This is a genomic window from Parasphingorhabdus sp., from assembly GCF_039939955.1.
Taxonomy (GTDB): Bacteria; Pseudomonadota; Alphaproteobacteria; order Sphingomonadales; family Sphingomonadaceae; genus Parasphingorhabdus.
The window spans coordinates 1,003,655-1,029,529 of sequence record NZ_JBDVHS010000005.1; the positions used below are offsets into that span (position 1 = coordinate 1,003,655).

At 51.9% G+C, this 25,875-nt stretch carries 22 protein-coding genes; 9 read left to right on the forward strand and 13 right to left on the reverse strand.

Going from position 1 to position 25,875, the window contains the following annotated elements:
* Nucleotides 1-6: 6 nt before the first annotated feature.
* The gene (locus tag ABJG22_RS10105) at nt 7-1,389 is read left to right on the forward strand and encodes an NAD(P)H-hydrate dehydratase (protein ID WP_348020101.1); all 1,383 of its coding nucleotides are present in this window, start codon (nt 7-9) and stop codon (nt 1,387-1,389) included.
* Entirely contained in the window at nt 1,386-2,594 is a 1,209-nt protein-coding gene (locus ABJG22_RS10110) for a class I SAM-dependent RNA methyltransferase (RefSeq protein ID WP_348020102.1), read from the forward strand. The genes ABJG22_RS10105 and ABJG22_RS10110 overlap by 4 nt, the downstream gene beginning before the upstream one ends.
* Nucleotides 2,595-2,636: 42 nt before the next feature.
* Here ABJG22_RS10110 and ABJG22_RS10115 read toward each other — a convergent pair whose 3' ends face one another.
* From ABJG22_RS10115 to ABJG22_RS10135, 5 genes are all read right to left on the reverse strand, one after another.
* Entirely contained in the window at nt 2,637-3,068 is a 432-nt protein-coding gene (locus ABJG22_RS10115; RefSeq protein WP_348020103.1) for an MAPEG family protein, read from the reverse strand.
* 45 nt (nt 3,069-3,113) lie between these two features.
* Entirely contained in the window at nt 3,114-3,545 is a 432-nt protein-coding gene (locus tag ABJG22_RS10120; RefSeq protein WP_348020104.1) for an MAPEG family protein, read from the reverse strand.
* A gap of 75 nt (nt 3,546-3,620) precedes the next feature.
* A complete protein-coding gene (locus ABJG22_RS10125) occupies nt 3,621-4,820 on the reverse strand; it encodes a type III PLP-dependent enzyme (protein ID WP_348020346.1) in 1,200 nt (399 codons plus the stop codon).
* A gap of 146 nt (nt 4,821-4,966) precedes the next feature.
* A complete protein-coding gene (locus tag ABJG22_RS10130; protein WP_348020105.1) occupies nt 4,967-6,136 on the reverse strand; it encodes a carboxynorspermidine decarboxylase in 1,170 nt (389 codons plus the stop codon).
* Between the two features lies 1 nt (nt 6,137).
* Nucleotides 6,138-7,355 carry a saccharopine dehydrogenase family protein gene (locus tag ABJG22_RS10135; RefSeq protein ID WP_348020106.1) on the reverse strand — a complete coding sequence of 406 codons (1,218 nt, stop codon included), beginning with the start codon at nt 7,353-7,355 and terminating at the stop codon, nt 6,138-6,140.
* Nucleotides 7,356-7,407: 52 nt separating this feature from the next.
* Between ABJG22_RS10135 and ABJG22_RS10140 the strand changes: the two genes are divergently transcribed.
* Nucleotides 7,408-8,391 (forward strand): threonine/serine dehydratase, encoded by a 984-nt coding sequence (locus tag ABJG22_RS10140; RefSeq protein ID WP_348020107.1) that lies wholly within the window; start codon nt 7,408-7,410, stop codon nt 8,389-8,391.
* On the opposite strand, the gene hemA is transcribed toward ABJG22_RS10140, so the two are convergent.
* Complete coding sequence (hemA, locus tag ABJG22_RS10145; protein ID WP_348020108.1) at nt 8,388-9,608, reverse strand: 5-aminolevulinate synthase; 1,221 nt, start codon at nt 9,606-9,608, stop codon at nt 8,388-8,390. The genes ABJG22_RS10140 and hemA overlap by 4 nt on opposite strands.
* Before the next feature lie 105 nt (nt 9,609-9,713).
* Nucleotides 9,714-10,526 carry a glutamate racemase gene (gene murI / locus ABJG22_RS10150; protein ID WP_348020109.1) on the reverse strand — a complete coding sequence of 271 codons (813 nt, stop codon included), beginning with the start codon at nt 10,524-10,526 and terminating at the stop codon, nt 9,714-9,716.
* Between the two features lie 159 nt (nt 10,527-10,685).
* Between murI and plsY the strand changes: the two genes are divergently transcribed.
* The 3 genes from plsY to topA all read left to right on the forward strand — a co-directional run bounded on the left by plsY (nt 10,686) and on the right by topA (nt 15,112).
* Nucleotides 10,686-11,273: a glycerol-3-phosphate 1-O-acyltransferase PlsY gene (plsY, locus tag ABJG22_RS10155; RefSeq protein ID WP_348020110.1), complete on the forward strand. Its 588-nt coding sequence runs from the start codon at nt 10,686-10,688 to the stop codon at nt 11,271-11,273.
* Nucleotide 11,274: 1 nt separating this feature from the next.
* Nucleotides 11,275-12,396 carry a DNA-processing protein DprA gene (dprA, locus tag ABJG22_RS10160; RefSeq protein ID WP_348020111.1) on the forward strand — a complete coding sequence of 374 codons (1,122 nt, stop codon included), beginning with the start codon at nt 11,275-11,277 and terminating at the stop codon, nt 12,394-12,396.
* A gap of 121 nt (nt 12,397-12,517) precedes the next feature.
* Complete coding sequence (gene topA / locus ABJG22_RS10165) at nt 12,518-15,112, forward strand: type I DNA topoisomerase (protein ID WP_348020112.1); 2,595 nt, start codon at nt 12,518-12,520, stop codon at nt 15,110-15,112.
* 39 nt (nt 15,113-15,151) lie between these two features.
* Here the strand turns inward: topA and ABJG22_RS10170 are convergent, their stop codons facing one another.
* Both ABJG22_RS10170 and ABJG22_RS10175 read right to left on the reverse strand, forming a co-directional pair.
* Nucleotides 15,152-16,588, reverse strand: coding sequence for a sigma-54 dependent transcriptional regulator (locus ABJG22_RS10170; protein WP_348020113.1), 1,437 nt, complete (start codon nt 16,586-16,588; stop codon nt 15,152-15,154).
* A gap of 4 nt (nt 16,589-16,592) precedes the next feature.
* Nucleotides 16,593-17,123 carry a heme NO-binding domain-containing protein gene (locus ABJG22_RS10175; protein WP_348020114.1) on the reverse strand — a complete coding sequence of 177 codons (531 nt, stop codon included), beginning with the start codon at nt 17,121-17,123 and terminating at the stop codon, nt 16,593-16,595.
* A 331-nt stretch (nt 17,124-17,454) separates the two neighbouring features.
* On the opposite strand from ABJG22_RS10175, the gene ABJG22_RS10180 reads away from it, so the two are divergent.
* Genes ABJG22_RS10180 through ABJG22_RS10190 form a run of 3 tightly spaced genes read left to right on the forward strand, consistent with a single transcriptional unit; the run spans nt 17,455 to nt 21,226 of the window.
* Nucleotides 17,455-18,579, forward strand: coding sequence for a polysaccharide biosynthesis/export family protein (locus ABJG22_RS10180; protein WP_348020115.1), 1,125 nt, complete (start codon nt 17,455-17,457; stop codon nt 18,577-18,579).
* Nucleotides 18,580-18,581: 2 nt separating this feature from the next.
* Complete coding sequence (locus tag ABJG22_RS10185; protein ID WP_348020116.1) at nt 18,582-19,994, forward strand: hypothetical protein; 1,413 nt, start codon at nt 18,582-18,584, stop codon at nt 19,992-19,994.
* The gene (locus ABJG22_RS10190) at nt 19,949-21,226 is read left to right on the forward strand and encodes an O-antigen ligase domain-containing protein (RefSeq protein ID WP_348020117.1); all 1,278 of its coding nucleotides are present in this window, start codon (nt 19,949-19,951) and stop codon (nt 21,224-21,226) included. Before ABJG22_RS10185 ends, ABJG22_RS10190 begins: the two co-directional genes overlap by 46 nt.
* A 364-nt stretch (nt 21,227-21,590) precedes the next feature.
* On the opposite strand, the gene ABJG22_RS10195 is transcribed toward ABJG22_RS10190, so the two are convergent.
* Genes ABJG22_RS10195 through ABJG22_RS10210 form a run of 4 tightly spaced genes read right to left on the reverse strand, consistent with a single transcriptional unit; the run spans nt 21,591 to nt 25,826 of the window.
* The gene (locus ABJG22_RS10195; RefSeq protein WP_348020118.1) at nt 21,591-22,616 is read right to left on the reverse strand and encodes a glycosyltransferase family 4 protein; all 1,026 of its coding nucleotides are present in this window, start codon (nt 22,614-22,616) and stop codon (nt 21,591-21,593) included.
* Nucleotides 22,613-23,605, reverse strand: a complete 993-nt coding sequence (locus tag ABJG22_RS10200; protein ID WP_348020119.1) for a glycosyltransferase family 2 protein — start codon at nt 23,603-23,605, stop codon at nt 22,613-22,615. The genes ABJG22_RS10195 and ABJG22_RS10200 overlap by 4 nt, the downstream gene beginning before the upstream one ends.
* Nucleotides 23,606-23,634: 29 nt before the next feature.
* A complete protein-coding gene (locus tag ABJG22_RS10205; protein WP_348020120.1) occupies nt 23,635-24,564 on the reverse strand; it encodes a glycosyltransferase in 930 nt (309 codons plus the stop codon).
* Nucleotides 24,561-25,826, reverse strand: a complete 1,266-nt coding sequence (locus ABJG22_RS10210; RefSeq protein ID WP_348020121.1) for an oligosaccharide flippase family protein — start codon at nt 25,824-25,826, stop codon at nt 24,561-24,563. The genes ABJG22_RS10205 and ABJG22_RS10210 overlap by 4 nt, the downstream gene beginning before the upstream one ends.
* Nucleotides 25,827-25,875 lie beyond the last annotated feature (49 nt).

Consider the following 25,875-nt stretch of genomic DNA (forward strand, 5'->3'; position numbering starts at 1 on the left):
AATATATTGACCGCCGCAGAAATGCAGTCGGCGGAACATGTTTTGATGGACAAGGGTATATCGGTTCAGGAATTGATGCGCCGTGCGGGGCAGGGCGCTGCACAAATGATCTGGAGGATTGCGGTTGACCTTCCGACATTGGTGCTATGCGGCCCGGGCAATAATGGAGGTGATGGCTATGTCATCGCACAATGGTTGCTCGAAAAGGGCGTTGATGTTCAGGTCGCTATGGCAGCGGAACCAAAAACAGAGGCGGCTCAACATGCCAAGTCTCTGTGGCGTGGGGAAACACAGAAACTATCCGATGCTCAGCCCAGAACACAATTTGTCGATTGTCTTTTTGGCACCGGATTGACGCGTCCGATTGCCGAGCAGTGGTTCCAGCATATTTTGCGTCTCTCTACCGGAGCAAAACGGCGGGTAGCGATTGATCTCCCCAGCGGCGTTGAATCTGATGGTGGCATATGTGTGAACGAGATACCGGCATTTGATACAACCATCGCGCTGGGCGCATATAAGCCTTCCCATTTTCTGGAACCGGCTCGGTCAAAAATGGGAAATGTCGTCGGCATAGATATTGGTGTCAGAGCAAGCAGCAATCTGGATGTTGTGGCGAAGCCCCGGCTATCTGCTCCGGATGCGCAGGATCACAAATATAGTCGTGGCCTGGTCGCTGTGGTTGCGGGCGCGATGCCCGGAGCAGCGCAGCTCACGGCAATGGCGGCTCAGAAATCGGGAGCCGGTTATATCAAAATCTTTGCACCGCCCGGCTTTGCTACGCCGCACCCCAGTATTGTCGTCGAAACGGTGCGGGATGGAAACGGGCTTCGGGAGAAGCTGGCCGATAAAAGGATTTCAGCCCTTGCCGTTGGCCCGGGACTGGGGCGGGATGAACGGGCAAGCGACATGTTGCACGCGGCACTCGCATCCCGTGTACCGCTGGTGTTAGATGCCGATGCACTGACGGTCGCTGGATCGCGATTTTCAGACTTGGTAGCAACGCGCTCTGCGGACACGATTGCAACGCCGCATGCGGGGGAATTTACTGGCCTGCTCCTTGATGCTTTGCAAAATAGGATCGAAGATAGCCGCAATCTAGCGCGACGCTCGAAGGCCACTATCCTACTCAAAGGTGCGGATACGGTCATTGCGGGTTGCGACGGTAAAACATCCATACCGGCCTCAACCTGTTCATGGCTCTCGACGGCAGGAACCGGTGATGTCCTGACGGGAATCATTGCAAGCCGGTTGGCAAACGCTGTCAGTGGCTATAGGGCGGCCTGCGAAGGTCAATGGCTGCATAGCCGGGCCGCAATATTGGCGGGACCGGTCTTTTCGCCAGAAATGTTGATCGACCAATTACCCGCCGCTCTGCAGGAATGTTTATGACCGAGACGACCGATCCCGACCTTATCATTCGCGTCGCCGCAAAGGGTGACGGGGTAACCTCTGACGGTCGCCATATTGCCTTTTCTGCGCCGCTGGACCGGTTGAACGAAGATGGTGGGCTGATCAAAGGGCCGCATCATGTTGAGGCGCCCTGTCAGCATTTTCAGGTCTGCGGCGGTTGTAGCCTGCAACATCTCGATGAACAGAGCTATACGCAGTTCCTGACAGACCGCGTTGCCTATGCCTTGGAAGGGCAGGGATTGGTCGCAGACGTGATGCATCCGCCTCAGATATCTCAACCAAAGAGCCGTATTCGCGCCAGTTTGCGGGCGGCAAAGCTTGGTGATCAACTCAAGCTTGGGTTCAGCGGCGCGGGTAGTCACCGGATCATCGATCTCCAGCAATGCGAGATTTTGGCACCCGAACTGTTCAGCCTCATCGCGCCTTTGCGGAAATTCCTAAAGAAGGCCGCTCGCCGCAAGCATGATATGAACATTGAAATGACACTGGTTGATCAGGGTGTTGATCTGTTGATCAGCAACTATGAACCGGATGGCTTAGAAGAACATGAAGCCTTGTCCAGCTTTGCCGAAACCAACGGGCTGGCGCGCCTCTCGGTGGATGGCGGCTATGGCCCCGAAACGCAGTGGGAACCAGAGCCGGTGACCGTCAGCTTTGGTGGGATAGCCGTTAGTTTTCCCCATAGTGCATTCTTGCAGCCGACACATGACGGCCAGCAGGTGCTTGTGTCGGCGATGCGCGATGCTGTTGGAGAGGCACGCCTCGTTGCCGATCTGTTTGCGGGACTAGGGACATTCACATTGGCGCTGGGCGACGACAAGAAAGTCTATGCAGCCGAAGGCGCTCGGGACGCGATCGGTGCGCTAAAGATGGTTGCCAATCATTCAAGCCGGCAGATTTTTTGTGAGCATCGCGATTTATTTCGCAGGGCGCTTAGCGTCGAAGAGCTTAATCGCTTTGATGCGGTCATCCTCGATCCGCCACGGGCGGGTGCGCGAGACCAGATCATGCAGCTTGCGCAATCAGACGTCGAGAAAATTTGTTATATCAGCTGCAATCCGGCCAGTTTTGCGAGAGACGCAAAGCAGCTTTGTGATGCAGGCTATCGGCTTCGGCAAGTCTGGCCGGTGGGACAGTTTCTATGGTCCACCCATGTAGAGATTGTATCAAGCTTCACACGATAATTAGGCTCCGGCGTCGGAAATCAGGACGCCAGAGCCCGTTGTTTAGTGGAATACCGCCAGAGCCGCATGGATTGCCAGAGCGATGATGCACAAGCTAGACAGAGCAAATACGCCAAAACGATAGAGCACGCGGTTGCTGGTCACCTGGATAAGGCTGTGGAGGACACGCAAGCCGACATAGACCCATGCGATGGTTAGATTTAGGCCATTTCCCTGTCCGGCAAGGATCAAAACGACACAAACGGCATAGAAAAGCGTCGGTTCGGTAAGCAAATGGTTGTAATTATGCGCTTTCCACTGAACTTCGGGTGGGAGCAACTCGTCAAGATCGCCGCCCTTGCTGCCAACCAGATTGGCGGAGTCGATTTTGGCTTTGTTCATCGCCGGTATTCGCGTGACATACATCCACAGCCACATCAGCATCGTCCACAAGATGAGTGCAACCATAGGCTGTAGCATTGAACTATTATCCATATCTATATCTCCCCGTTAATTGTCGTGATGTATGAAATTTGTGGCTTAGAAAAGCGTTGCCCAGACAGCATTGATCGCCATGATGAATAGGCAAATTGTCGATGCGATGAACAGCAGGAGCCGAAATTTCACTAGATTGACAGTGGCTTGCCAGATGCTGTGAACGATCCTGATGATAACATAGGCCCACGCGAGATACTGGTTGAGGCCATGACCTGCATCGGCAATCGCGAGTATAACAACCGTGGCGTAAAACAGGGTCGGCTGTTCCATTAAATGGGTGTAATTATGAGATTTCCAATTCACCTGATCAGGTATCACACCCTCTAGGTCGCTTCCTCGGCCGCCAGGCTTGGCTTTGGAAAGATCTGTTCCGGTTTTTGCTATGGCGGGAAATCTTGTTCCGGCCATCCAGAACAGCATGATGAGGGACCATAGGACCAGAACAGCCGCTGGTGCCAATATTGCAGTATCCATGATTCTTGCTCCCCTTTGACGAGGAGGAAACTGCGTCAGTTATATTCAATTGTCAAATGCAACTGAAAATGCCGATCAAGCGCCCGGAAATGACACCACATTATCCCGGTCCGAGCGGTCCAGATTTGCGCCGACATATAGGCTCGCCATGGGTTCATCAGCGACATCATATTCTTCGCTGCTGCCATAGCCGTTGAATTTCGTCCGCATGGCCGAACCATAAGCGCCAAGCATGCCGATTTCGATATAATCTCCGGCCTTAATGTCGTCGGGCAGAGCAAAGGGGCCTGCCATGAAATCCATGTCATCGCAGGTCGGTCCGTAAAAACTAAAACCGGTTGTGGTCAGATTGTCTGATTCCACGCCAATTTGCCGGACTGGAAAACGCCAACCTATATGGGCCGCATCAAACAAGGTGCCATAGGCCCCGTCGTTGATATAGAGCTCATTGCCACGACGGCGCTCAACCTTGACGATCAACGAGCTATACTCGGCGGACAAAGCGCGTCCTGGCTCGCACCATAGCTCTGCGGAATAGCTAATCGGTAAATCCTCGAACGTCCGGTCGATGGCGGTAAAATAATGGTTGAGGGAAACCGGCTCCAGATCGGGATAGATTGACGGAAATCCGCCACCCACGTTGACAATATCGACGGTTACTGAGGCGCCGACAATAGCGGTACGGACGCGCTCCAGAGCGTGAACGAAAGCAAGCGGCGTCATCGCCTGACTGCCAACATGGAAGCAAATGCCCAGGCTTTCCGAGGTTTGCCGGGCGCGCTGTAGCAATTCTATGGAATCATCGACATCAATGCCGAATTTAGAAGCCAGACTGATTTCGGCAAATTCCGATGCCACTTTGATCCGTACACAAAGCGTCAAATCATCAGCATGCTCGGTACCAAGTTCGATTTTTTCTAGTTCTTCGAGACTGTCGAGCGAGAATATCCGCACGCCATGGTCGTGATATGCTTCTCGTATCGACGCGAGTTGCTTGATCGGGTTCATGTAGCAAAGCGTTGCCTGTGGCAGTGTCGTACGGACAAGGCGGACTTCGTCGATGGAAGCCACGTCAAAATGGGTAACGCCTTCTTCCCACAGAATTTGCAGCAGAGCCGGCGAGGGGTTTGCCTTTACCGCATAGAGAGATTTTCCGGGAAATTGCTCGACGAAATAACGCGCCGCGCGCCGGGCTGCATGAGGCCGGTTCAGTAGGACGGGAATGTCGGGACTAAGGGCCTTCGTCAGCGCCTCAGCATCATGGTAATTGTGCAACTCAAGGGACCCCCTATCGGCCAAGATCGATTGAGCTGCCTTGCGGTTTTGCAAGCGACCATGGGGCAGCGAAGCGCGGCTATATTGCCGGTTTTCTGATCTGTAAAGACCCGCCGATAGAGAAAATGGAAGAATAGGTCAATTTTCTAGCTCAACCGATCACGAAAGGTCGTCCAATCGAAGCTTTTTAGGCATTTTAGGTCATCATTTTCGCTGTTCCATAGCCAGATCGATGGCAGGGGGACGCCGTTAAACGTGTTGGTTTTGACCATTGAATAATGCGCTTGATCGAGAAAGGCGATCCGCTGGCCGATATGCGGCTCATCGGGCAGGACATAATCGCCGATAATATCCCCGGCCAAGCAGCTGGGTCCCCCAAGGCGGATGGCGGTGCCTTCGCTCCGTTCACCCAGCATTGCCGGGCGATAGGGCGCCTCGATAACGTCCGGCATATGGCAAGTCGCGGAGATATCCGTGATAGCAACGGGCATGCCATTGTCGAAAATATCGAGGATTTCTCCCACTAATATACCGGCATCCAGTGCAACGGCTTCCCCAGGCTCCAGATAGATGTCGCACCCAGACTTGGCTTTTAGATCTTTAAGAAACGCAACCAGCGCCTCCCGATCATAGTCGTCGCGAGTGATATGGTGCCCACCACCCAGATTGATCCATTTCAGCGAACCGAAATGTGGCGCGATGTGGGGCTCCACCTTCTCCCATGTCTGCTGGAGCGCATCAAAGCCCTGTTCGCACAGATTGTGAAAGTGGATGCCGGACAGATGCTCGAAATGATCAGGATTCAGCTGGTTTACGGGAAAGCCCAGCCGGCTATGCGGTTGGCTCGGATCATATTTCTCCGTTTCGCCCAGCGGGATTTGCGGATTAATTCTTAAACCAATATCTGAACTATCGAGTGGAAGATTTTGATTAAAATCATTTTTCCATCGTTCTATCTGAGCCGGATTATTGAATGTGATATGCGCCGATATCTCGCTCAGCTCGGCCAGATCATCCGCTTTATAGGCCGGAGAATAGGTGCTGATCGGTCCGCTGAAATGCGTCTTGGCAAGCCGCGCTTCCCACAGGCCGGAAGCACAATAGCCATCGAGATATTCGTCAATCAGTGGTGCGAGCGACCACATGGAAAAGGCCTTGAGAGCGAGCAGGACCTTGGCCCCCGACCGCTCCCTGATATCGGCAAGAATTTCGAGATTTCGGCGCACCGCAGCCTCATCCACGACAAAGGCAGGCGAGGGCACCCGGCCCAAATCAAAATGCGCAAAAGCGCCGGGATCGCCTGCTTTCGTTTCCATATCAAAAGGCCAAAGATGCTTCCATCTCTTCCAATGTCCACGGCAAGCCATGTTGATTCAGCATGTCCATGAACGGATCCGGGTCGAACTGCTCCATGTTGAAAACGCCATCACCTTTCCACTGACCAGACAGCATCAACGCCGCGCCAATCATCGCCGGAACCCCGGTCGTATAGCTAACGCCCTGATTGCCGGTTTCCTCAAACGCGGCTTCATGACTGCAGATATTCTTGACGTATAGGGTCTTCTCAACGCCGTCTTTCATCCCCGTTGCAATGACACCGATGTTAGTGTTGCCCTTGGTCGTTTCACCGAGGCTGGCGGGCTCGGGGAGCACGGCTTTCAGGAACTGCAGCGGAATAATCTCACGGCCTTCGTACATCACCGGATCAATCCGCGTCATGCCGACATTCTGCAGCACTTCAAGGTGGGTGAGATAGGCATCGCCAAAGGTCATCCAGAAGCGAATACGCTGGATTTCCGGGATATGTGTCTTCAGCGATTCAATTTCCTCATGATACATGAGGTACATATTTTTCTCGCCGACAGCCTCGAAATCAAACGCCTGTTTCTGTGAAAGAGCCGGTGTTTCCACCCAATCCCCATTCTCCCAATGGCGGGCAACCGCAGTGACTTCCCGGATATTAATTTCAGGGTTGAAATTGGTCGCAAAATGCTGGCCGTGATCGCCGCCATTGCAATCCAGAATGTCGACGGTGTCGATCCGGTCGAAATGGTGTTTTTTCAGCCAGCTGGTGAAAATGCTGGTCACTCCGGGATCGAATCCAGAGCCAAGCAGCGCCATGATCCCGGCATCCTTGAAACGGTCCTGATAGTCCCATTGCCATTTATATTCGAACTTTGCTTCATCGCGTGGTTCGTAATTGGCGGTATCGAGATAGTGGGTTCCGGTCGCAAGGCAGGCGTCCATGATATGCAAATCCTGGTAAGGAAGGGCCAGATTAACGACCAAATCGGGCATTTCCTGCTTAATCAATGCAGTCAGCGCCGGAACATCATCAGCATCAATTTGTGCTGTTCGAATATCGACGCCTGTGCGCTGTTTAACCGATGCTGCAATGGCTTCGCATTTCGACAAGGTACGGCTAGCCAACAGGATCGCGCTAAAATGCCCGCTGTTGGCTGCGATCTGTTGTGCCATTTTATGCACTGCTACCGAACTGACGCCGCCTGCGCCGATCACCAATATTTTGCCCATGATTACACTCTAAACGCTGGAGAAAAGATAATCCCGCATATAGAGGGAGACTATGACAGAGCAATACCTCTTGGACCCTGACCGACAACCCACGCTTGCGGGGGTAAAAAGAGCAGCAGAAAAAGTCGCATCTATTCTGCCGCCTACACCGCTTTTGCCGCTTGAAATCGACGGCAAGACGATTTGGTGCAAGGCGGAACCGCTGCAACCAATTGGCGCTTTCAAAATTCGCGGTGGCTGGCATCGTCTCACCGACCTAACCGATGAACACCGTAAAAATGGCGTTGTCGCATTTTCCAGTGGAAATCATGCACAAGGCGTGGCTTGGGCCGCCCGTAAGCTAGGCGTATCAGCGACCATAATCATGCCTGAGGACGCTCCTAAGGCGAAACTAGAGAACACCCGGGCATTGGGTGCCAAAATCATAACTTATGATCGTATGGGCGGTAATCGAGAGCAATTGGCCGCAAATCTATCGCGGGATACAGGAGCGGTCGTCGTTCCGAGCTTCGACGACCCATGGGTTGTTGAAGGGCAGGGGAGCTGCGGCCTCGAAATACGAGAACAAATGATCGCGCGGACCGGCTCCGCGCCCGACCAGCTTGTCGTCTGCTGCGGTGGCGGTGGTTTGGCGAGCGGCTCAGCGCTTGCCAATCCGGATGCAAAAATCGCGGTGGTTGAGCCGGAAGGCTGGGACGATATGAAACGATCGCTGGAAGGGGGCACTATCGTTCCGGTGAAGGAGAATCCACCCGCAACAGATTGTGACGCACTGCAAACGTTATTGGTATCGCCGATTACTTTCGCGATATTACACCAAAGAGAAGCCACTGGGATCGCTGTTTCGACCGCTGAAGTGCATCATGCAATGCGCGTTGCGTTCAAAAAATTGCATATCGTGGTTGAGCCTGGCGGGGCTGTTGCCTTAGCGGCGATATTGGCTGGCAAAGTTGCAATTTCGGATCGGACGGCCGTTACGCTGTCCGGCGGCAATGTCGACAATCAGCTATTTGCGAGGATAATCGCGGACGGTTAAGCTGCAATCGCTAGCTCAAGGTCCATTCGACCCCAAATTTCAACCAATGCGTGGGCCAAGTCTTTCATCATCGCTTCGCTATGCGCCGGACCCGGGGTGAACCGCAGTCGTTCGGTGCCGCGTGGTACCGTTGGGTAGTTGATGGGTTGCACGTAGACGCCATATTCAGCGAGCAGAATATCGCTGATTTTCTTTGCTTTCACAGGATCACCCACGAGCAGTGGAACGATATGGGTAGAGGAATCCATCACCGGCAAACCAGCGTCTGCAAATAGATCTTTCAGCATCTGGGCGGCGGCCTGTTGACCATCGCGTTCTTCGGTCGACTGTTTCAAGTGACGGATGCTTGCCAATGCACCGGCTACAAGAACCGGCGACAGGCTGGTCGTGAAGATGAAGCCGGGCGCATAGGACCGGATCACATCAATGATTTTCTGATCAGCAGTGATATAGCCACCCATCACGCCCACTGCCTTGGCCAAGGTGCCTTCGACAATTGTGATCCTGTCGGCGGCTTTGTCGCGTTCCGAAATACCGCCACCGCGTTTCCCATACATGCCTACGGCATGGACTTCATCGCAATAGGTGAGGGCGTTATATTTGTCCGCCAGATCACAGATAGCGTGCAATGGTGCGACATCGCCATCCATTGAATAGATGCTTTCAAAGGCAATAAGCTTGGGAACGTCGGGGTCTTCGGCAGCAAGCAATTCTTCCAGATGAGCCAGATCATTATGCCGGAAAACACGTTTTTCACAGCCACTGTTCTTGATGCCGGCAATCATCGATGCGTGGTTCAGCTCATCAGAAAAAATAACGCAGCCTGGCAATATCTTGGTCAGCGTAGAAAGGGTCGCTTCATTCGAAACATATCCGGAAGTAAAAAGCAGCGCGCCGGATTTTCCGTGCCAATCGGCCAGTTCCCGCTCCAGTTGGATATGATAATGCGTGTTGCCGCCAATATTGCGTGTTCCGCCTGAACCGGCGCCAACGTCATGAAGTGCATCTTCCATCGCCGAAATCACATCGGGATGCTGTCCCATCGCTAGATAATCGTTCGAGCACCAAACGGTGACGGGTTGCGGGCCATTGTGATGGGCGAAACAACGGGCATTGGGGAAAGAGCCCTTGTTGCGCAAAATGTCGATGAATACCCGATAACGTCCTTCGGCATGAAGCCGGTCAATCGCTTGGGAAAAAACTTTATCGTAGTCCACTATGCACCAAATCTGTTCTTGCGGTCTGCTTGGAAAGGCCCTTAGCGGCCTTTTTCTAGAAATTCCAGCGCAAACCACTCGCAATAAGAGATGTTTTCCATATGGTTACAATGTTTGGAATCTATCGATGCCATATACCTCAAAAGCGGGTTTGTAGGGTTTGATATCGGCAAGATCACCCGTGGTGACAAAGGTCCCGCCTTGGCCCTCACTTGGCCATGAAATCGTTTTTGTCAGATAGGCTATCCGGCGTGCAATGCCTTGAGCGCCATCGATAAATTGAAGCGGTCGGGGGGCGGCCTGCTGCAATTCTTGCCGTAGTAGCGGAAAATGGGTGCAGGCTAGAATGATCGTATCTATCTGCTCGCCCCCGTCCTGATTGAGTAATCCCGATATCGCTTCTTCAATGATTGTGGAATCTGGTTTTTCTCCTCGTAGCTTGGCCTCTGCAGCATAGACGAGTTCAGGTGCCCCGTGGCGGAGCAATAGCTTGTCGGCAGCAAAATCAGCGGCAAGCTTGTCGACATAGGGTTGGCGAATGGTCGCCTTTGTGCCCAGCAGTCCTATTGCTCCGGTTTTTGTCATTTCGCTGGCTGGCTTTATCGCGGGTACCGTTCCGACGACGGGAATGTTCAAAGCAGACCGCACGTGATCGAGCGCGATGGTGGAGGCGGTATTGCAGGCAATGGTTGCCAATCCAGGCTTATATCGCTCAACCAATCGGCCAAGAAGAGCGGGAACGCGCGATGCTAGCTCTATTTCGGATTTCATCCCATAGGGCATGCCTGCATAGTCTGCTGCATAGACAATTGGCGCATGGGGAAGCAATTTGACGGTTTCTTTCAACACAGAAAGCCCCCCGACGCCGGTATCGAAAAACAACAAAGGTGGGCATTCGCCAATCTGCGTTTTGGTCATAAATTGCTCATAGCCAGATTTGCGGAGAAACGGCAACAGCTTCGGTTCGTCTGACAGGCGTTTGACCTTAGCTGTTTTTTACGACCTATTACTTGCTCATCATCAAGCATGAATATAGCGCAGTCGAAACAAGGGGTATTTCACGTGCAGTCTATTTGGATGGAACCAGTATTGGCGTTGTTGTTCGGCTATTTGCTGGGTTCTATCCCTTTTGGATTAGTGTTGACCCGTCTGTCCGGTGGTGGCGATTTACGCCAAACAGGATCGGGTAACATCGGAGCAACCAATGTGTTGCGTACCGGTAACAAAGCGCTCGCGGCCCTGACACTCTTGCTGGACATGGCCAAGGGATATGCGGCGGTCTATCTGGCTTTGCAGGTTTCTGGAGGCCTTGGCGTGCTTGCAGGGCTTGGAGCCTTTATCGGCCATCTCTACCCGGTTTGGTTGAGATTCAGCGGAGGCAAAGGCGTTGCAACGTTGCTGGGGGTCACGGCCGCTTTGATCCCGACCGCAGGGTTGATATTTGCGGTCACTTGGCTCGCATCCCTTGTATTTTGGCGATATTCCTCCGTAGGAGGGATGCTTGCTGCGATATCCGTACCTGTTGCAGCATTTGCCTTGGGGGAATATTCGATGATCCCCATGTTCGTTGGTCTTGCGCTACTCGTGTTGTGGAAGCACCGATCCAATGTTGAGCGACTTATCGCGGGTGAAGAACCAAAGGTTGGAGCCACGAAAAGAGATTGAAGTGGATGGTCTAAGTAAGGAATCGTTCGACCGACTTCAGCTTATTCGATCCGAGAATGTCGGGCCTGTAACCTACCAGCAATTGATCAAGAGATTTGGGTCTCCCGCCGGCGCATTGAAAGCAATTCCTGATCTCGCTGCGAGAGGCAGTAAACGGTCGCCCCGCATCGCAAGCGCCAAAAAGGTCAATGCCGAGCTAGAGGAGGTTCGTAAGCTTGGAGCCGAATTGCTGTTTCTGGATGATCCTGCTTATCCAGCCTTACTGGCCGAGATCGGCAATCCACCGCCGCTGTTACTTTGTCAGGGAGATCTTGAGCTTCTTAAGAAACCGATGGTGGCAATTGTGGGAGCACGAAATGCATCTGCAGCGGCGTGCCGCTTTGCACGCGATCTCGCAAACAACCTCGTAGATGCAGGTATCTCCATTGTCTCAGGTCTGGCGAGAGGCATTGATACTGCGGCGCATCAAGGTTCCTTAGGGAAGGCAACCATCGGCGTTATTGCCGGTGGTCTAGATGTTTTTTATCCACCGGAAAATGAAGCTATTCAACGGACAATATCCGAACAGGGGCTGTTATTGGCGGAACAACCGCCAGGAACGGAACCCCGCGCTCGGCATTTTCCTTATCGCAATCGTATTATCGCCGGGCTGGCTAGGGGAACGGTGATCGTTGAAGCAGCGCCGCGTTCTGGCTCTCTGATCACGGCAAGATTAGCAGCGGAGTCCGGTAGGCAGGTCATGGCTATCCCGGGGTCTCCGATTGATCCGCGATCGAGAGGTTGCAACATGCTGATCCGGGAGGGAGCAAATCTGGTGCAGTCAGCTGACGATATACTGGAACTGATCCGCCATTTTGACGATCGGGCAGAATTCTTGAACCCTGCCAGTGAAACGCAGGGTGATGTGGGAGATGTGATAAACCAAACTGCAGATAGTCTAGGTTCTGACGATTTGGAGGGTGAACCCCTTCTCGACCTCCTCAGCGTGACGCCGGTGACTGTTGATGAGCTCGTTAGACAATCTGGCTGGTCGCCTGCATCGGTGCAATTTGCTCTGCTGGAACTGGAACTTGCGGGGCGTCTGGTACGTCACGCCGGGGCTCGGGTCAGCCTGTTAAACTGAGTGTTCGTCGACAAGCTATATTTTATGCCATTGACAAAAATCTTCAATCAGGGCCTTGACCTATACCCAAACCCTGTCACAGCCTTGCGCGTATACGTGAGAACAACGAAAATCGGAACATATGCAGCTAGTCATTGTTGAATCACCCGCCAAAGCCAAAACCATCGAAAAATATCTGGGATCAGATTTCAAGGTATTGGCGTCCTACGGCCATATCCGCGACCTTCCGCCTAAGGATGGCTCTGTTGACCCAGACGATGGCTTTGCCATGACGTGGCAAAATTATGCCGACAAAACGAAGCAACTGAAAGCTATCTCCGACGAGTCGAAAAAGGCAACGCGTTTGATTCTCGCGACTGACCCTGACCGAGAAGGGGAAGCAATTAGCTGGCATGTACAGGAAGTATTGCGAAAGAAAAAAGCGCTTCCGGAAAAAGTTGACCGCGTTACGTTCAATGCGATTACAAAATCTGCAGTGACGGAAGCCATGGGGCAGCCGCGGTCTCTAGATGAAAACCTTATCGACGCGTATCGCGCCCGTCGAGCGCTCGACTATCTTGTTGGGTTTACCTTGTCTCCAGTGTTGTGGCGCAAGCTTCCGGGAGCGAAATCGGCAGGCCGTGTTCAATCTGTTTCCTTGAAGCTGATTGTTGAACGGGAGCGAGAAATCGAAGCGTTCATTCCAAAAGAATATTGGTCTGTTACCGCGCAGATGGAGCAGGCGGGCCAAGCATTTGAAGCGCGGCTAACAATCCACGACGGCAAAAAACTGGGCAAAATGGATCTCGCGAACGAAGATCAGGCCAATTTGGCGAAAGCCGCGGTGGAAAATGGATTGTTCACGATCGAAACGATCGAAACGAAACCGCTCACTCGGAATCCACCACCACCATTTACAACTTCGACTCTTCAGCAGGAAGCCGCACGAAAATTGGGCTATTCTGCTAGTCATACCATGCGCATCGCACAGCAATTATATGAAGATGGTGCGATTACCTATATGCGAACGGACGGCGTCCAGATGGACGGCAGCGCCATTTCTGCGGCGCGCAAGGCGATCGCGGACCGCTATGATGCCAGCTACGTTCCGGACAGCCCACGCGTCTACAAAAGCAAGGCCAAAAATGCGCAGGAAGCGCATGAAGCCATCCGCCCTACCAGTTTCACGCAAAGAACTGTCGGTAGCGGGGATCATGCAAAACTCTATGATCTGGTGTTAAAGCGCGCGATGGCGAGCCAAATGGCTTCCGCACGGCTTGAACGTACCACGGTGGAAATGCTTGATGGGACTGGAAAAACAGGACTGAGAGCAACAGGCCAAGTCGTGAAATTTCCAGGATTTTTAGCTCTTTATGAAGAGGGCCGAGATGACGATAAGAGCGAAGATGGTGGTTTACTGCCTGCGATGTCCAAAGGGGATAGTCCAGCCAAGAAAACCGTCGATGCGACACAGCATTTCACTCAGCCACCACCACGTTACAGTGAAGCCAGTCTCGTCAAGAAGATGGAAGAATTGGGGATCGGACGTCCGTCTACCTATGCCTCTATCATCAAGACGCTCAAAGACCGCGCTTATGTCCGGATAGAGAAAAATCGTTTCTTTGCGGAAGAGAGCGGGCGCCTATTAACCGGGTTTCTTGAACGGTTTTTCGAGCGCTATGTGGCGTATGACTATACCGCTGGCCTGGAAGATGAGCTCGATGACGTGAGTGGAGGCCGTGCCCAGTGGCAGGCGATCCTGGAAGCGTTTTGGCATGATTTTAAGCCGAAGACCGTTGAAGTCATGGAAAAAATGCCATCTGAAGTCACCGCGGAACTCGACATATTCTTGGGTTCATACCTGTTCCCGGAAAAAGAAGATGGAACAGATCCGCGCCAATGCCCGCGCTGCAACGAAGGTAAATTAGCGCTGCGTGGCGGTCGATTTGGTGCTTTTGTGGCTTGTTCCAACTATCCTGAATGCAAATTCACCCGGCGATTTGCACAAGGTGGTGGCGCGAATTCGGATGAAGATGAAGGCCCACAAGAATTGGGTGTCGATCCGGATACCGATGAGAAAATTACCAAAAAAGTAGGACGCTTTGGTCCCTATGTTGAAAAAGGGGAAGGCAAAGAAGCCAAACGATCGTCCATCCCGAAGGATATTCCCGCCGAAGACTTCGGGCTTGAATGGGCTGTTAAGCTACTTTCTCTGCCACGCGAAGTCGGCATCCATCCCGAAACCAGTGAGCCGGTAAACGCTCAAATTGGCCGCTATGGCCCCTATTTGAGCCACAATGGCAAATCCGCTAGGTTGGAAAACACGGTCGAAGTCTTTGAGATCGGTATGAATGCTGCTGTTGCAAAACTGGCGGACGCCGCAAAAAATGGTGGTGGCCGTGGTCGCGGGAAAATGGAGCCGCTTAAAATTTTGGGCAAACATCCACGTACCGAAGAAGAAATAAAGTTGATGGATGGCCGCTATGGTCCTTACGTCACTGACGGTACAACCAATGCATCCTTGCCGAAGACCGTTGATAAGGATCAGCTGACGCTTGAAGAGGCGGCCCAACTTATCGATGATCGTGCTGCCAAAGGTCCGGCAAAGAAGCGCAAGAAAAAAGCGGCACCCAAGAAGAAGGCTGCCGCAAAAAAGAAACCGGCTGCAAAGAAAAAACCAGCCGCGAAAAAGAAGCCTGCGGCCAAGAAAGCTCCAGCAAAAGATAAAACGGAATAGAGTGCAATTAGCAGTGGTCAGGCCGGTTAGGCTTGCTGATCAGTTTTGCGGGTCAGAATGGCCCCATTTCTCTCTTTTGCGGTAGAGGGTAGATGGGCTGACACCAAGTACCCGTGCGGCCTTGGTTAAACTACCGTTGCACTTATCAATCGCCCGTTGAACGACGAGCTGCTCGATTTCGTTGAGTGTCATGCCATCAAGCGCATCTAGGCCTAGGGACGGTATTTCTCTTTCAGTGATACCAAAGCCATGTGTCTGTTGAGGGGCGGTTTGTTGCGTTGGCGCTGTGGCCGACCGATTGGCGAATTCAGAAATGATGCTGGCCTCTAGATCCGGTCCACTAAACATTACTGTTGCCCGCCGCATAAGGTTCTGCAGTTCGCGCACGTTACCTGGCCAGTTATGGCTTTCAAAACTATGAGATAGTTCAGGCGTCAGGGGGGCAAAGGTTTTGCCCTCCTCTTTTCCAAATTTAGCCAAGAAACTATTGGCAAGTAGCGTTATGTCACTGCCTCGTTCCCGCAAAGCTGGCAGTTTTATTGGCACAACCGCTAAACGGTAGAACAAATCCTCCCGGAACCGACCTTGTGCGACTTCCAATGCTGGATCCCGATTGGTCGCGCATATTATGCGGACATCGACGTTCTCGGGGCGCGTTGCACCAACCCGTTGGACCGTTCCTGTTTGCAGGAACCGGAGCAGTTTGACCTGCAATTTGAGTTCCATCTCACATATTTCATCGAGAAAGAGCGTTCCCCCATGTGCCGCCTGAACCGCACCAACGCGGTCCGAGATCGCACCTGTAAAAGAGCCTTTGAGATGTCCAAATAGTTCTGATTCCAGTAAGTCTTCAGGAATTGCTCCGCAGTTGATGGCGACAAATGGCTTTTTCCCACGGGGGCCAGATTTGTGGATTGCGTCGGCGCAAACTTCTTTCCCGGTGCCACTTTCTCCGGTGATGAAAATCGTCGCTTTGGAATGGGAGACGTTTCGGATCTGGCGATAAACCTCCCGCATTGGGGGGCTGTCACCGATAAAACCTTCAAGCGCCTCATCGGTCTTGGCGGATTTGGGGAGATCGGTGGTTTGTTGTTGTGCGAGCTCTGCTACTTCGGCTGCTCCCTGCATCGCGGTTACTAGCCGGGCAGGGGAGAGCGGTTTTACCATATAGTCATATGCGCCTAAGCGCATCGCTTCGATGGCTCGATTGATCGAACCATCAGCGGTAGCGACGATGACCGATATCTGCCCGATCAGATCGGCCTCATTTTCTAACCAGTCAAGGCCGTTGCCGTCCGGTAACTGCAAATCTAGCAGGGCAGCCGAGAAACTCGAACTGTCTTGCCGGAGCTCGGTGCTGGCATCAGCCAAATTGTCGACTATGACGCATTGAAAGCCGGCGGATTCAAGGTGACCCGCATAGGCAATGGAGAGCGAAGCGATATCTTCGACGATTAAAATTTTCTGGCTAGCCAACTGATTACCCTTTGATCGTAAAAGTTGCAGATTTTCCGTCTTCGGCGCAGTCCCACTCCAAGGTTCTCTGATCATCATAATGACTCATGCACCCTTCAACCAACCCGTGGGCAATGGCGGCCATGGGTCGATGGGACTCGTAACGAACTCTCGTTGTCCCATTTTCAACATCAGCACTCACTTGGGGTGGTTGCGCATCGGGATATAATACACACACTTCAGTATGAATATGGCTGCCGACATGGGTGAGAAGATCTTCGGCTGTTTTGTAGGATTCCATGATGTGAGGATATAGAATGGTGAAGCGATTATAGAGATATTTCCCAAACAACCGACAAAGCTCGGCCGCCTCTATACCCGATTGCTCGGATGCTTGCCCCACCATGGCCAACGCATATTCCGAAGGGTAGTTCCCGATGGACGTGAACGCACCTTCATTGGGTAGCGCCGCCCCGGTTATCACCTGATCGGCAAATTCCGGTGACTGAACCTTTTCCATAAACCGTACTAACTCTGTGAAGATCACGCCCTTCATAATATTTGCTCCTGATTTCAAACTGTCGTTTATTACGGTTTACAAGCAGTATTTATGCCAAAATGCGAATGGCGGAATTCAGCCACTTTCAAAGCCTTTATTGCAAAGTGAATATATCTCTAATTGCAATATGCAACAAAAAGCTTTGCAAATTGCAAATATACACCAGGATTTTTCCGTCAGAAACCACATTAGCACTGTAAATCGCGCAAAACTGCAACTGGCATGGTGGTTGCAATTCTAGACCTGAACGAAAAAATTTAGGTATTTGACCATGTACAAATCAATTTCGCTTTTGGCTTCCGCGTCACTCCTCTCGGCTTGCGCAACAATGGAACGTCCATCGAACGTAAGTGGCAGTCAATATGCGCCGCAGCAATTTGAACGCTCAAGTGAAACCTATGCCCAATGTCGGACAGCCTTACCTCCAATTGCAGACTTGCCAGCTAATGAAGTGGCTTCCCACGTTCTTACCAGCACGCCAGATTTACTAGCATCGGGTGACCGCGTCCGGTTGAAGGTTGCTGGCGACGAAGAAAGCCTGTCGCGGGTCTATGTACTGGCGGCGAATGGCACGATTGCCTTGGATGGCAGGTTGCCGGTTCATATTGCAGGTAAATCAATTGTTGAGGCCGAAAAGCACATCTCGCAAAAACTGCTGTCGGAAGGCCTTATCCGTGGGCTAAAAAACAGTGTTCGGCTGCAACTGCTCGAACTAGGCGGGGTCAGCGTCGCTATAAGTGGCGCAGTGTTCCAACCCGGCATGATCAAGGTGGGACAACGCAATGCGGAGACCCGCGGGGTCAATTTGAACAATAGCGATTCTGGCGATCAGAATGCCAATCGATCGCTTACAACGACGTTGCGCGCTGCGGGCGGTGTGCGTCCAGACGCCGACCTTTCTTCAGTGTATGTCATTCGAGGCGACCAATGGTCCAGAATCGACGTCAGCGGTGCGATTTACGGAAATTCTATCGACGACGTCCCGTTGACGGCAAACGATCGCATTATCGTTGGATCGCGTGAATGTTTTCAAGAAGCCTTGGTGAAGCCGTCTCAGATTACCGCACCGGGAATCAGGGTATATATGTCAAACCTTTCTCGTCCGGCGAGCAACAACGCGTCTTCCGCGATCAACCGCGATGCGACGAACCTTCCATATGGAACGCGGCTTTCGCAAGCAATGTTGGCTGCGAACTGTGTCGGTGGATCTGCAATGAACGCTGGTCGAAGAGTGGTGTTGATGTCGCGAAACCCGATCAACGGCAAGTCGGTCGTTATCCAACGGTCCGTCGAAAAGTTGGTCCGGAATGCCGACCGCGATAACAAAGACCCGTATCTAATGCCTGGCGATGGCCTGACTTGCTACGATAGCTTCGCGATGAACCTCCGCGATGTGATTAGCTTGGTCGGGCAAACCGCGTCTCCTTATGTCCTTCTGAACAGTATTGATTGATCATGAAACACGAACTTATCGAACTGCCGGGATTGCCCGAACGTCTTTGGACTGCCCTCAAAAACAGGCCGCCGATGCGTATGCGTCACAAGCGTTACCTGAAAACTGCCGGGATTTGGATCGCGGTGATCTGGGTATTGACGGCGTTATATCTTGCTTTGGCGCCCGATCAATATCGGAGCAAATTCACTCTGATATTGCCAGGTTCCGGAGCAGGTGGGTCGCTAAATGTCGAGAACATCGGACAGGCGCAATCCTCCGTATCCTCTGCGTTCTCTAGCGCTAGTCTGAGTCCTACTGAAAATTACAAACGTCTTTTGATGACGGATATTACCATAAGAGAAAGTGCCGAGAAAACCGGTGACGAAGCAAAATCTTTTCCTAGTCCCAAGGTTCAGCTGATTGATCAGACAAACTTGATTCAGATCGAGGTATCGGGGCGAAGCGGCGAGCAGGCTCATAAACGGGCGATTGCGCTGAAAGACAGCTTTCTCGAGCAACTCGATAATCTCCGGAAAGATGAAGCAGCAATGCGGGAAAGTTCCGATGAGAAGAATCTTGTTTCTCTAGAAAAGAAAGTGCGGACAACACAGCAGGCGCTTCTGGATTTTCAAGCGAAAACGGGATTGGTGTCCTTGGATCAGTTCAACACACGGATCGCCGATATGGATGCTTTGCGCCAACAAGAGCGGGAAGCTCGCGTGGCATTGTTGCAAACCTCAGCGGAGTCCGGACGTTACGCCTCGATATTGGGTAAAGGCGTAGGCGGCGCGAATACCGCATTGCGTTTGCGTTCTGATCCTGTCTTTCAACAACTCGCTGATCGTTACGCAAAAATGGAAGTTAGCGCGCAAGAGAAAGAAGCAACACTGGGAGATAATCACGGTGACCTGGTTCAGGCCAATAGTGAGCGCGACCAACTAAAGAGTGCATTGGTTAAACGCGGCCGTGCTCTAACCGGTTTGAAGGCCGACGTGATATTGAAGAACGTCGATATAACCGTATCGGATGGTCGCGCGAACTTGATGCAGGGTATGGTTATCGCCAATTCCAAAAGCGCCGGCGTAAAAGCCGGGCTTTCTGAAATTCGTAAGGATATTGCGCGGCAATCCCAAAAAAGCGAGAAGCTCGTTCAACAGGCTTCCGAGTTAGCGGATTTGGTACGGGATCATCGAGTGGCGGAGGCGGTATTTTCGTCTGCTTTGGCGCGGATAGATACCAATAAGCAGGATCCCTTTGCATCCTACCCCTTGGTACAAACTCTCGAACAACCATCGCTACCGCAATCTCCATCGAGCCCGTCGGCCATACTCGCGATTGCCGGAGCTATGGGTAGCACAATCATCATCTTGATCGGACTGGGACTCTTATGGTTCAGACGACCAATCATCCGCAAAATAGCTCCGAACGTATAGTCCACCTGAGCATAATAGCCACATGGCTATTATGGCTGGTTGGTGGACTATATATTGCTGGGCCCGTTTTGGGCGCCGTACTCGCGCTTCAAGCGGTCTATTTCTATTATATTACGCCGGCGTTGCCGAAAGAAAAACGCCTAGCGTCACCACATAAGTCCATCAGCATATGGTTGATTGCGATGTTTGCGATGCTGGCAATCCTTGTTGTCGGCCATTTGAATTTTGGCCTTGGAACCGCGGCAACAATCAAATCTTCTATTGGCTGGGCCAAGGGATGGTTGTTGATCGCGCTCTTTATCTTCGCTGGCGCTGTCCTGCCGATCCGTCCTGAAATTATTTACCGGGCGATTTGCAGAGTAGGCAAATATACGATTTTTCTCCTACCGTTGTTTTTGATCGCTCCTTTCATCGGATTACCGGACACTCTCTGGGTTTCTCCTTTGAAAGTTTTTGGTGGTTCGGGCTCGGAATATTTCAAAGCAACGCTCTACACGTTGGAGCATGGCTCTGGAACGCCGCGCTGGCAGTTTTTTGCGCCATGGTCTCCTGCTGCTGGGATGGTCGGCCTAGTCTATTTGATCTGCTCCTTACAAGAACGAGATACGCGGTGGAAAGCTTGGGGCGTTGCTGCTGCGGTGGCGATCATCCTCATGTCGCAATCCCGACTGGCGTTAGTCGGGTTGATCATCATCGTGCCGATACCTTTGATTTTCAAACAAATCACTCAACCGATGATTTGGTTTTTTGTGTTGCCGTTCGTTCTTTTGGCCGGTTGGTTTGCTTTGGACATTTTAGAGATGCTTAATCTAGCCAAAGCGGAGTTTTCAGGAGCGCGCGCGGATTCTACCCGTGTGCGCGAAACGCTTGGACGCATTGCGGTCGAGCGGTGGCAAAGTGAAGCATTTTGGTTCGGGCACGGTGTCGTCGAACGCGGCCCGCATCTGGTCGAATATATGCCCATTGGGAGCCATCATACGTGGTATGGATTGCTCTTCGTGAAAGGCATATTGGGCCTTATCGCATTGGCAATGCCGCTCTTCCTGAGCTTCTTCCTGTTACTGCGCTCCGCATTCAGCTCAAATCTTGGTCGAGTGGGGCTATCGATGGTCACCCTTTTGCTGATGTACAGCTTCGGCGAAAATTTGGAGTCACTGGCTTATTTATATTGGCCAGGCCTGGTGGTTATCGGCATGGCTTTACAAGCCTGCCAAGCAAAGCAGTCGAGCTAATTCAGAACATATAGGTGGTTGAAGACCCGATTGTAGCTATGAGCTGAGCAGGCCTCTCTGCAAACGGTGATCAACGGGAACGGTCGCCGTCACGCCATGATAGTTATTCGCTATACCGATCTGATCGTTCGAGCTATGGATAGCCATGCGTCAACAGCGAACTGTAGATATCAATCAACCTTATAGAACGCGTTCATGCTTGGTCGCCCGGTGTACCCAATCCATTTCATCAACATATGTGATTGTTTCTCCGCTGCACGGCGTACTCCACTACTCATAGTCGGACCGTTGCACGAAAAATGGCCCCCACGATCGTGAGGGCCATTCTTCTGGTCAATCGGTAACTGGTGGTGTTATTATCCAGTCATGCTGCTTTCAATTGGGGCTTATCAAGCTCGAGCTTTGATAGCATATCAAGCCACGCTTCGATGCGTTGTTCGGTAACGCGAAGGCAGTCATCTCGGCCAGCAACTGACATTTGGACAAGCGGCAAATGCCGTATCTGCTTTAGCAATCTAACCACCACTGCATTGTCCTCAAAATCGACAACCAGGCCGGCATCGCTAACCTGCTCTGGTAAGCCGCCGGCGTTGGAAACAAAGATCGGACGGGCGGCCAAGCGAGCTTCTGTCGCCACTAGGCCATAGGCCTCAAACTGTGATGGCACAGCGATGATGTCGCATTGCTTATAAAAATCGGCCAGTCGGCCCACCTTGCCAAAAAAGGAGATATTGGCATTGTCGGCAGCGAGCTGCTTCAACTTTGTCTCATCCGGTCCAAATCCGCCGATGCGTAATTTGACCTCGCTCTGTTCACCCAAGGAATTGAACGCGTTTATCAGTTGTTCGAATCCTTTCTCTTGAACAAAACGGCCATAAGTACCGATGGTAATGGGATCTTTCTGCGAAAAATGCGGACGGAAAAGTTGTGCCAGACCCTGCATGTCACTCCAGGGATAGATCACCGCCAATTTAGGATCTTCCAACCCAGTCGCGCCTTGCAGCCACATAGCCTGTGCTTCAGAAACACATATTACGCGATCGAAAACTCTATGCGCGAGTTTTAACATTGATCGAAAGCGTCCTTTCTCTGGCACATTTATCTGCTCCCATTCTTCCGAATAGCTATGCTGCATAAGGATGAGCTTCGCTTTGGGGTTTTTTGAAGCCAGAGAGTATAGAAACGGCATCGTTTTCCAGCTGACGGAAAAATGTACCACGATAGCTGATGCATCAAATCTTGGTGCGATGCTCCACTCCGGATGCACCTCTTCGACAGAAAAACTATAATGCCGTTCCAAGGTGGGGTTTCGGAATAGTTCTAAACTCTTGGTGACGCCCCCTAGGGAAATATCATCTAATAAATGGACGATTTTTGGCAAATTGTTCATGCTACTGCCTTTCCGCCGGTCCACGTTCCCGCGAGTTTCCTAACAAAGGTTGTCGGTAGATATCTCATCGCGGTTGCGGCCGATAACGTGACGAATGACTTAACTGGTTCTTCTATGATCGGGGTTGATGAGAAGGAGAATGATTCCTTGAATAATGACAGTGCGAATGCTCCTTCGCCCATTTGAATGGCACGCCGTGCAAGATATCGTAGCTGATATGCCCGCGCCTCGGCGCCAAATTGCTGGATAAATCCAGGTGCATAACTAGCGGTCTTGTCGATGACGCGGTTCCAGCTGTCATATTGCGCCGCAATATTCGCGGATAGGCCGCCGGAAACAATCCGATAGCGGGTAAGTAAACCATTGATGCCTTCAAAAACAATTCGGCCAGTCAACGCCATCCGTATCCAAAGCTCGATATCTTCAGATTGACGATAAGTTTCGTCAAAAAAGCAGAGACGTCTTGGTTCGTCGCGGTGATTGAAAGCGATCGCTTCTAGTGCGGACCGTCGGATCACCGGTGCGGATCCGTTGCCGATCGGATTACGGGTCAGCACATCTTTTGCGGTAATATTTTCTAGCTTGGGACGCTGCGCTTGGCGCAACATGGCACCATTTTGGTCCATGAATCGCGAACCGCTATAGCTGACGCCGACGTGGGGATTGTTATCCAGATGGATTTTATGCAGCGCCAGTTTTTCAGGTTCCCAGCTGTCATCGGAATCCAAAAGTGCGATATATTCGCCCCGTGCTTCCATTATACCGGTGTTTCGAGCGCCCGCGAGACCGCGATTGGCTTGCGATACAATACGGATTCTGGTGTCATCAAATGATGTGCAAATTTCGACACTCATATCCGTTCCGCCATCATCGACGATGATCAGTTCAAAGTCGTCAAACGTTTGCGCGAGAACCGATTCAATCGCTTCTGCGACATATTTTTCGACATTATATACGGGCATTACAACAGAGATTGCTGGGTTGTTCATAACGGGTTCCTTGTCTGTATCTTTGAAAATTAGGCGAACAGGTTGATGCGAGCAAAACGTGGCATCGCGAGCGCTGCGAAGGCGGACAGAACGGTCAACCAACCGCGTTTTGGATCATCGAGAAACGCCGAGCGATCTGATCGAATGCCTTTCAGCGCATAGGCCAGCGCTGTTTTTGCTGGAGCGCCGGCCCGAAGGGCACGCCGCGAGAGATAGCGACAGAATATCGCTTCTGCAGATCGAACAGCATTTCCATTCGCATATTTGGCGGCAAGTCTCCGCCAGCCGGCGTACATAGCCGGCAAATCGACCGAAAGACCTTTTGGACTTAGTCGATAGTCGACAAGCTGGGCATCGAACCCTTGAATGAGATGACCAGCATTCGCGATGCGTGCCAACCACTCCTGATCTTCTGCATAAGACATGTCGGGGAGGAAATTACCCACTGCATCAATCACTTTTTTCGACACAACAACATTGGACATTGTGCAAGTTGGGTTTTCCGCGATGACTTGATCAACGGTCAACGGATCTCGCTTGATTTTCGAGTGTGTCTTTGCGTCGTGACCATCAGCAGCTTCGCTGCCGATAAATGCTATTTTTGCATAGCTTGCAGAAATTTCACTTCGGCGATCGTGAAAAACACTGTGGATTGCCAGCTTGTGAGCCGTCCACATATCGTCGGAGTCCATAAATGCTACCAACGTGCCGCGGGCCAACTCTAATCCAAGATTGCGCGCTGCAGAGACGCCCTTATTCTCCTGTGACACCAACTTGATACGTTGATCTTCAGCAGCGAAAGCCATCATTATCGACAGGCTATCATCGGTCGAACCATCATCAATCATGATGAGTTCAAAATCACGGAAGGACTGGGCCAACACGGAGCGAACCGTGGCTGGCAGATGGTTTTCCGCATTGTAGACAGGCAGAATGACTGAAAAATGTGGATTGTTCATGATAGTTTCTCCCGGCGAATAGAACGCCAATCGGTGGTGACTGTGATTAGAAAAAGGATGATGATTGATGTTGTGCCGCTGACCCATCCGATCGCGGCTTCGATCAGACCGAGTTGAGCACCGGCGAACATCGCGCTTAATGTTGCGACACAGACCGTAAGGCCTATCCAGACGTCGAGGTTCGCGCGGTCAGTGGCCCTAAGAAAGGCAGATGTAATGGCACCCAAGACCAGAGGGATTCCTGCAAGAGACAGAATTTGAATGAGTGGAATAGCATGAGCCCAATGATCGCCGAAGATCAGTGGAACATATATAGGCGCGAGGATGAACTGTGCCGCGGACAAGCCTCCAAACACAATCAGTCCCATACAGATAATGAAGTTTAGGGCGTCTTGCCGTTGGGTTTGAGCGCCCGGGTTGCAGAGATACGGATATATCACGGTACCAAAGGCAGTGGCCAAGGCTCCGATGATCCCGATCCCTGCATTAAAAGCGAAATAGTAGCTGCCGAGAGCGGTAACGCCCAGAAACCCGCTGATGATCAGCTTATCTAGATTATTTCTCAGAGCGAGAAGAATGTCCGTGGCCAAAATCGCAACGCCAAAGCTCAATATTTCTGTACGACTGACAAAACCCTTGGCCGGGTCAAACGACCAGTCCTCAGCCTTGCGCATCATGATTAACCAAAGGGGGGCCGTAAGCAGTTTCGGCAGAACAATAGCCCAGGGATTTGCCCATGCGAGAACCAGTACGCCGGTGATAAGGTGATCAGCGATCGTTTGAGACGCGCCGATTTTTGCTACCGTTGGGAGCTTTTTTGCGCGCATCAGGCGGAAGCATTGGACTAGCCCTCCGGGCATGAAGAAGTAGACACCGCATAGTGCGGCAAGCATTTTGGCAGCGAGGGGCTGATCAAAGCCCATATGAAGAATGCCTGCGACACAGAACTGGATAAGCGCCACTGCGGTGCACCATTTCCAAAAAATCTTATAGGCGGAATTGCATATGCGTTCGAGCAAGGCTTCTGGAGCAACGATAATTTTTTGACCGACGCCGATATTGGCGATGACGCGGATCAGCTCAAATAGACTGAGGGTAAGAGCTGCAACGCCGACAAGTTCCGGGACCAGTTGTCGTGCAATGACGACCACAACCAATATGCGAACGATGCGGTTCACCATCTCGGCCGATCCAAACGCCATCAATGCACGGATTATAGGCCGTGCATCAGAGCTTTTGAATTTTGCTAATGTGAAAGTCATAAATATGTTCCCGAATTGGATCGGGATACACAGTTCAAATGCCATGCCA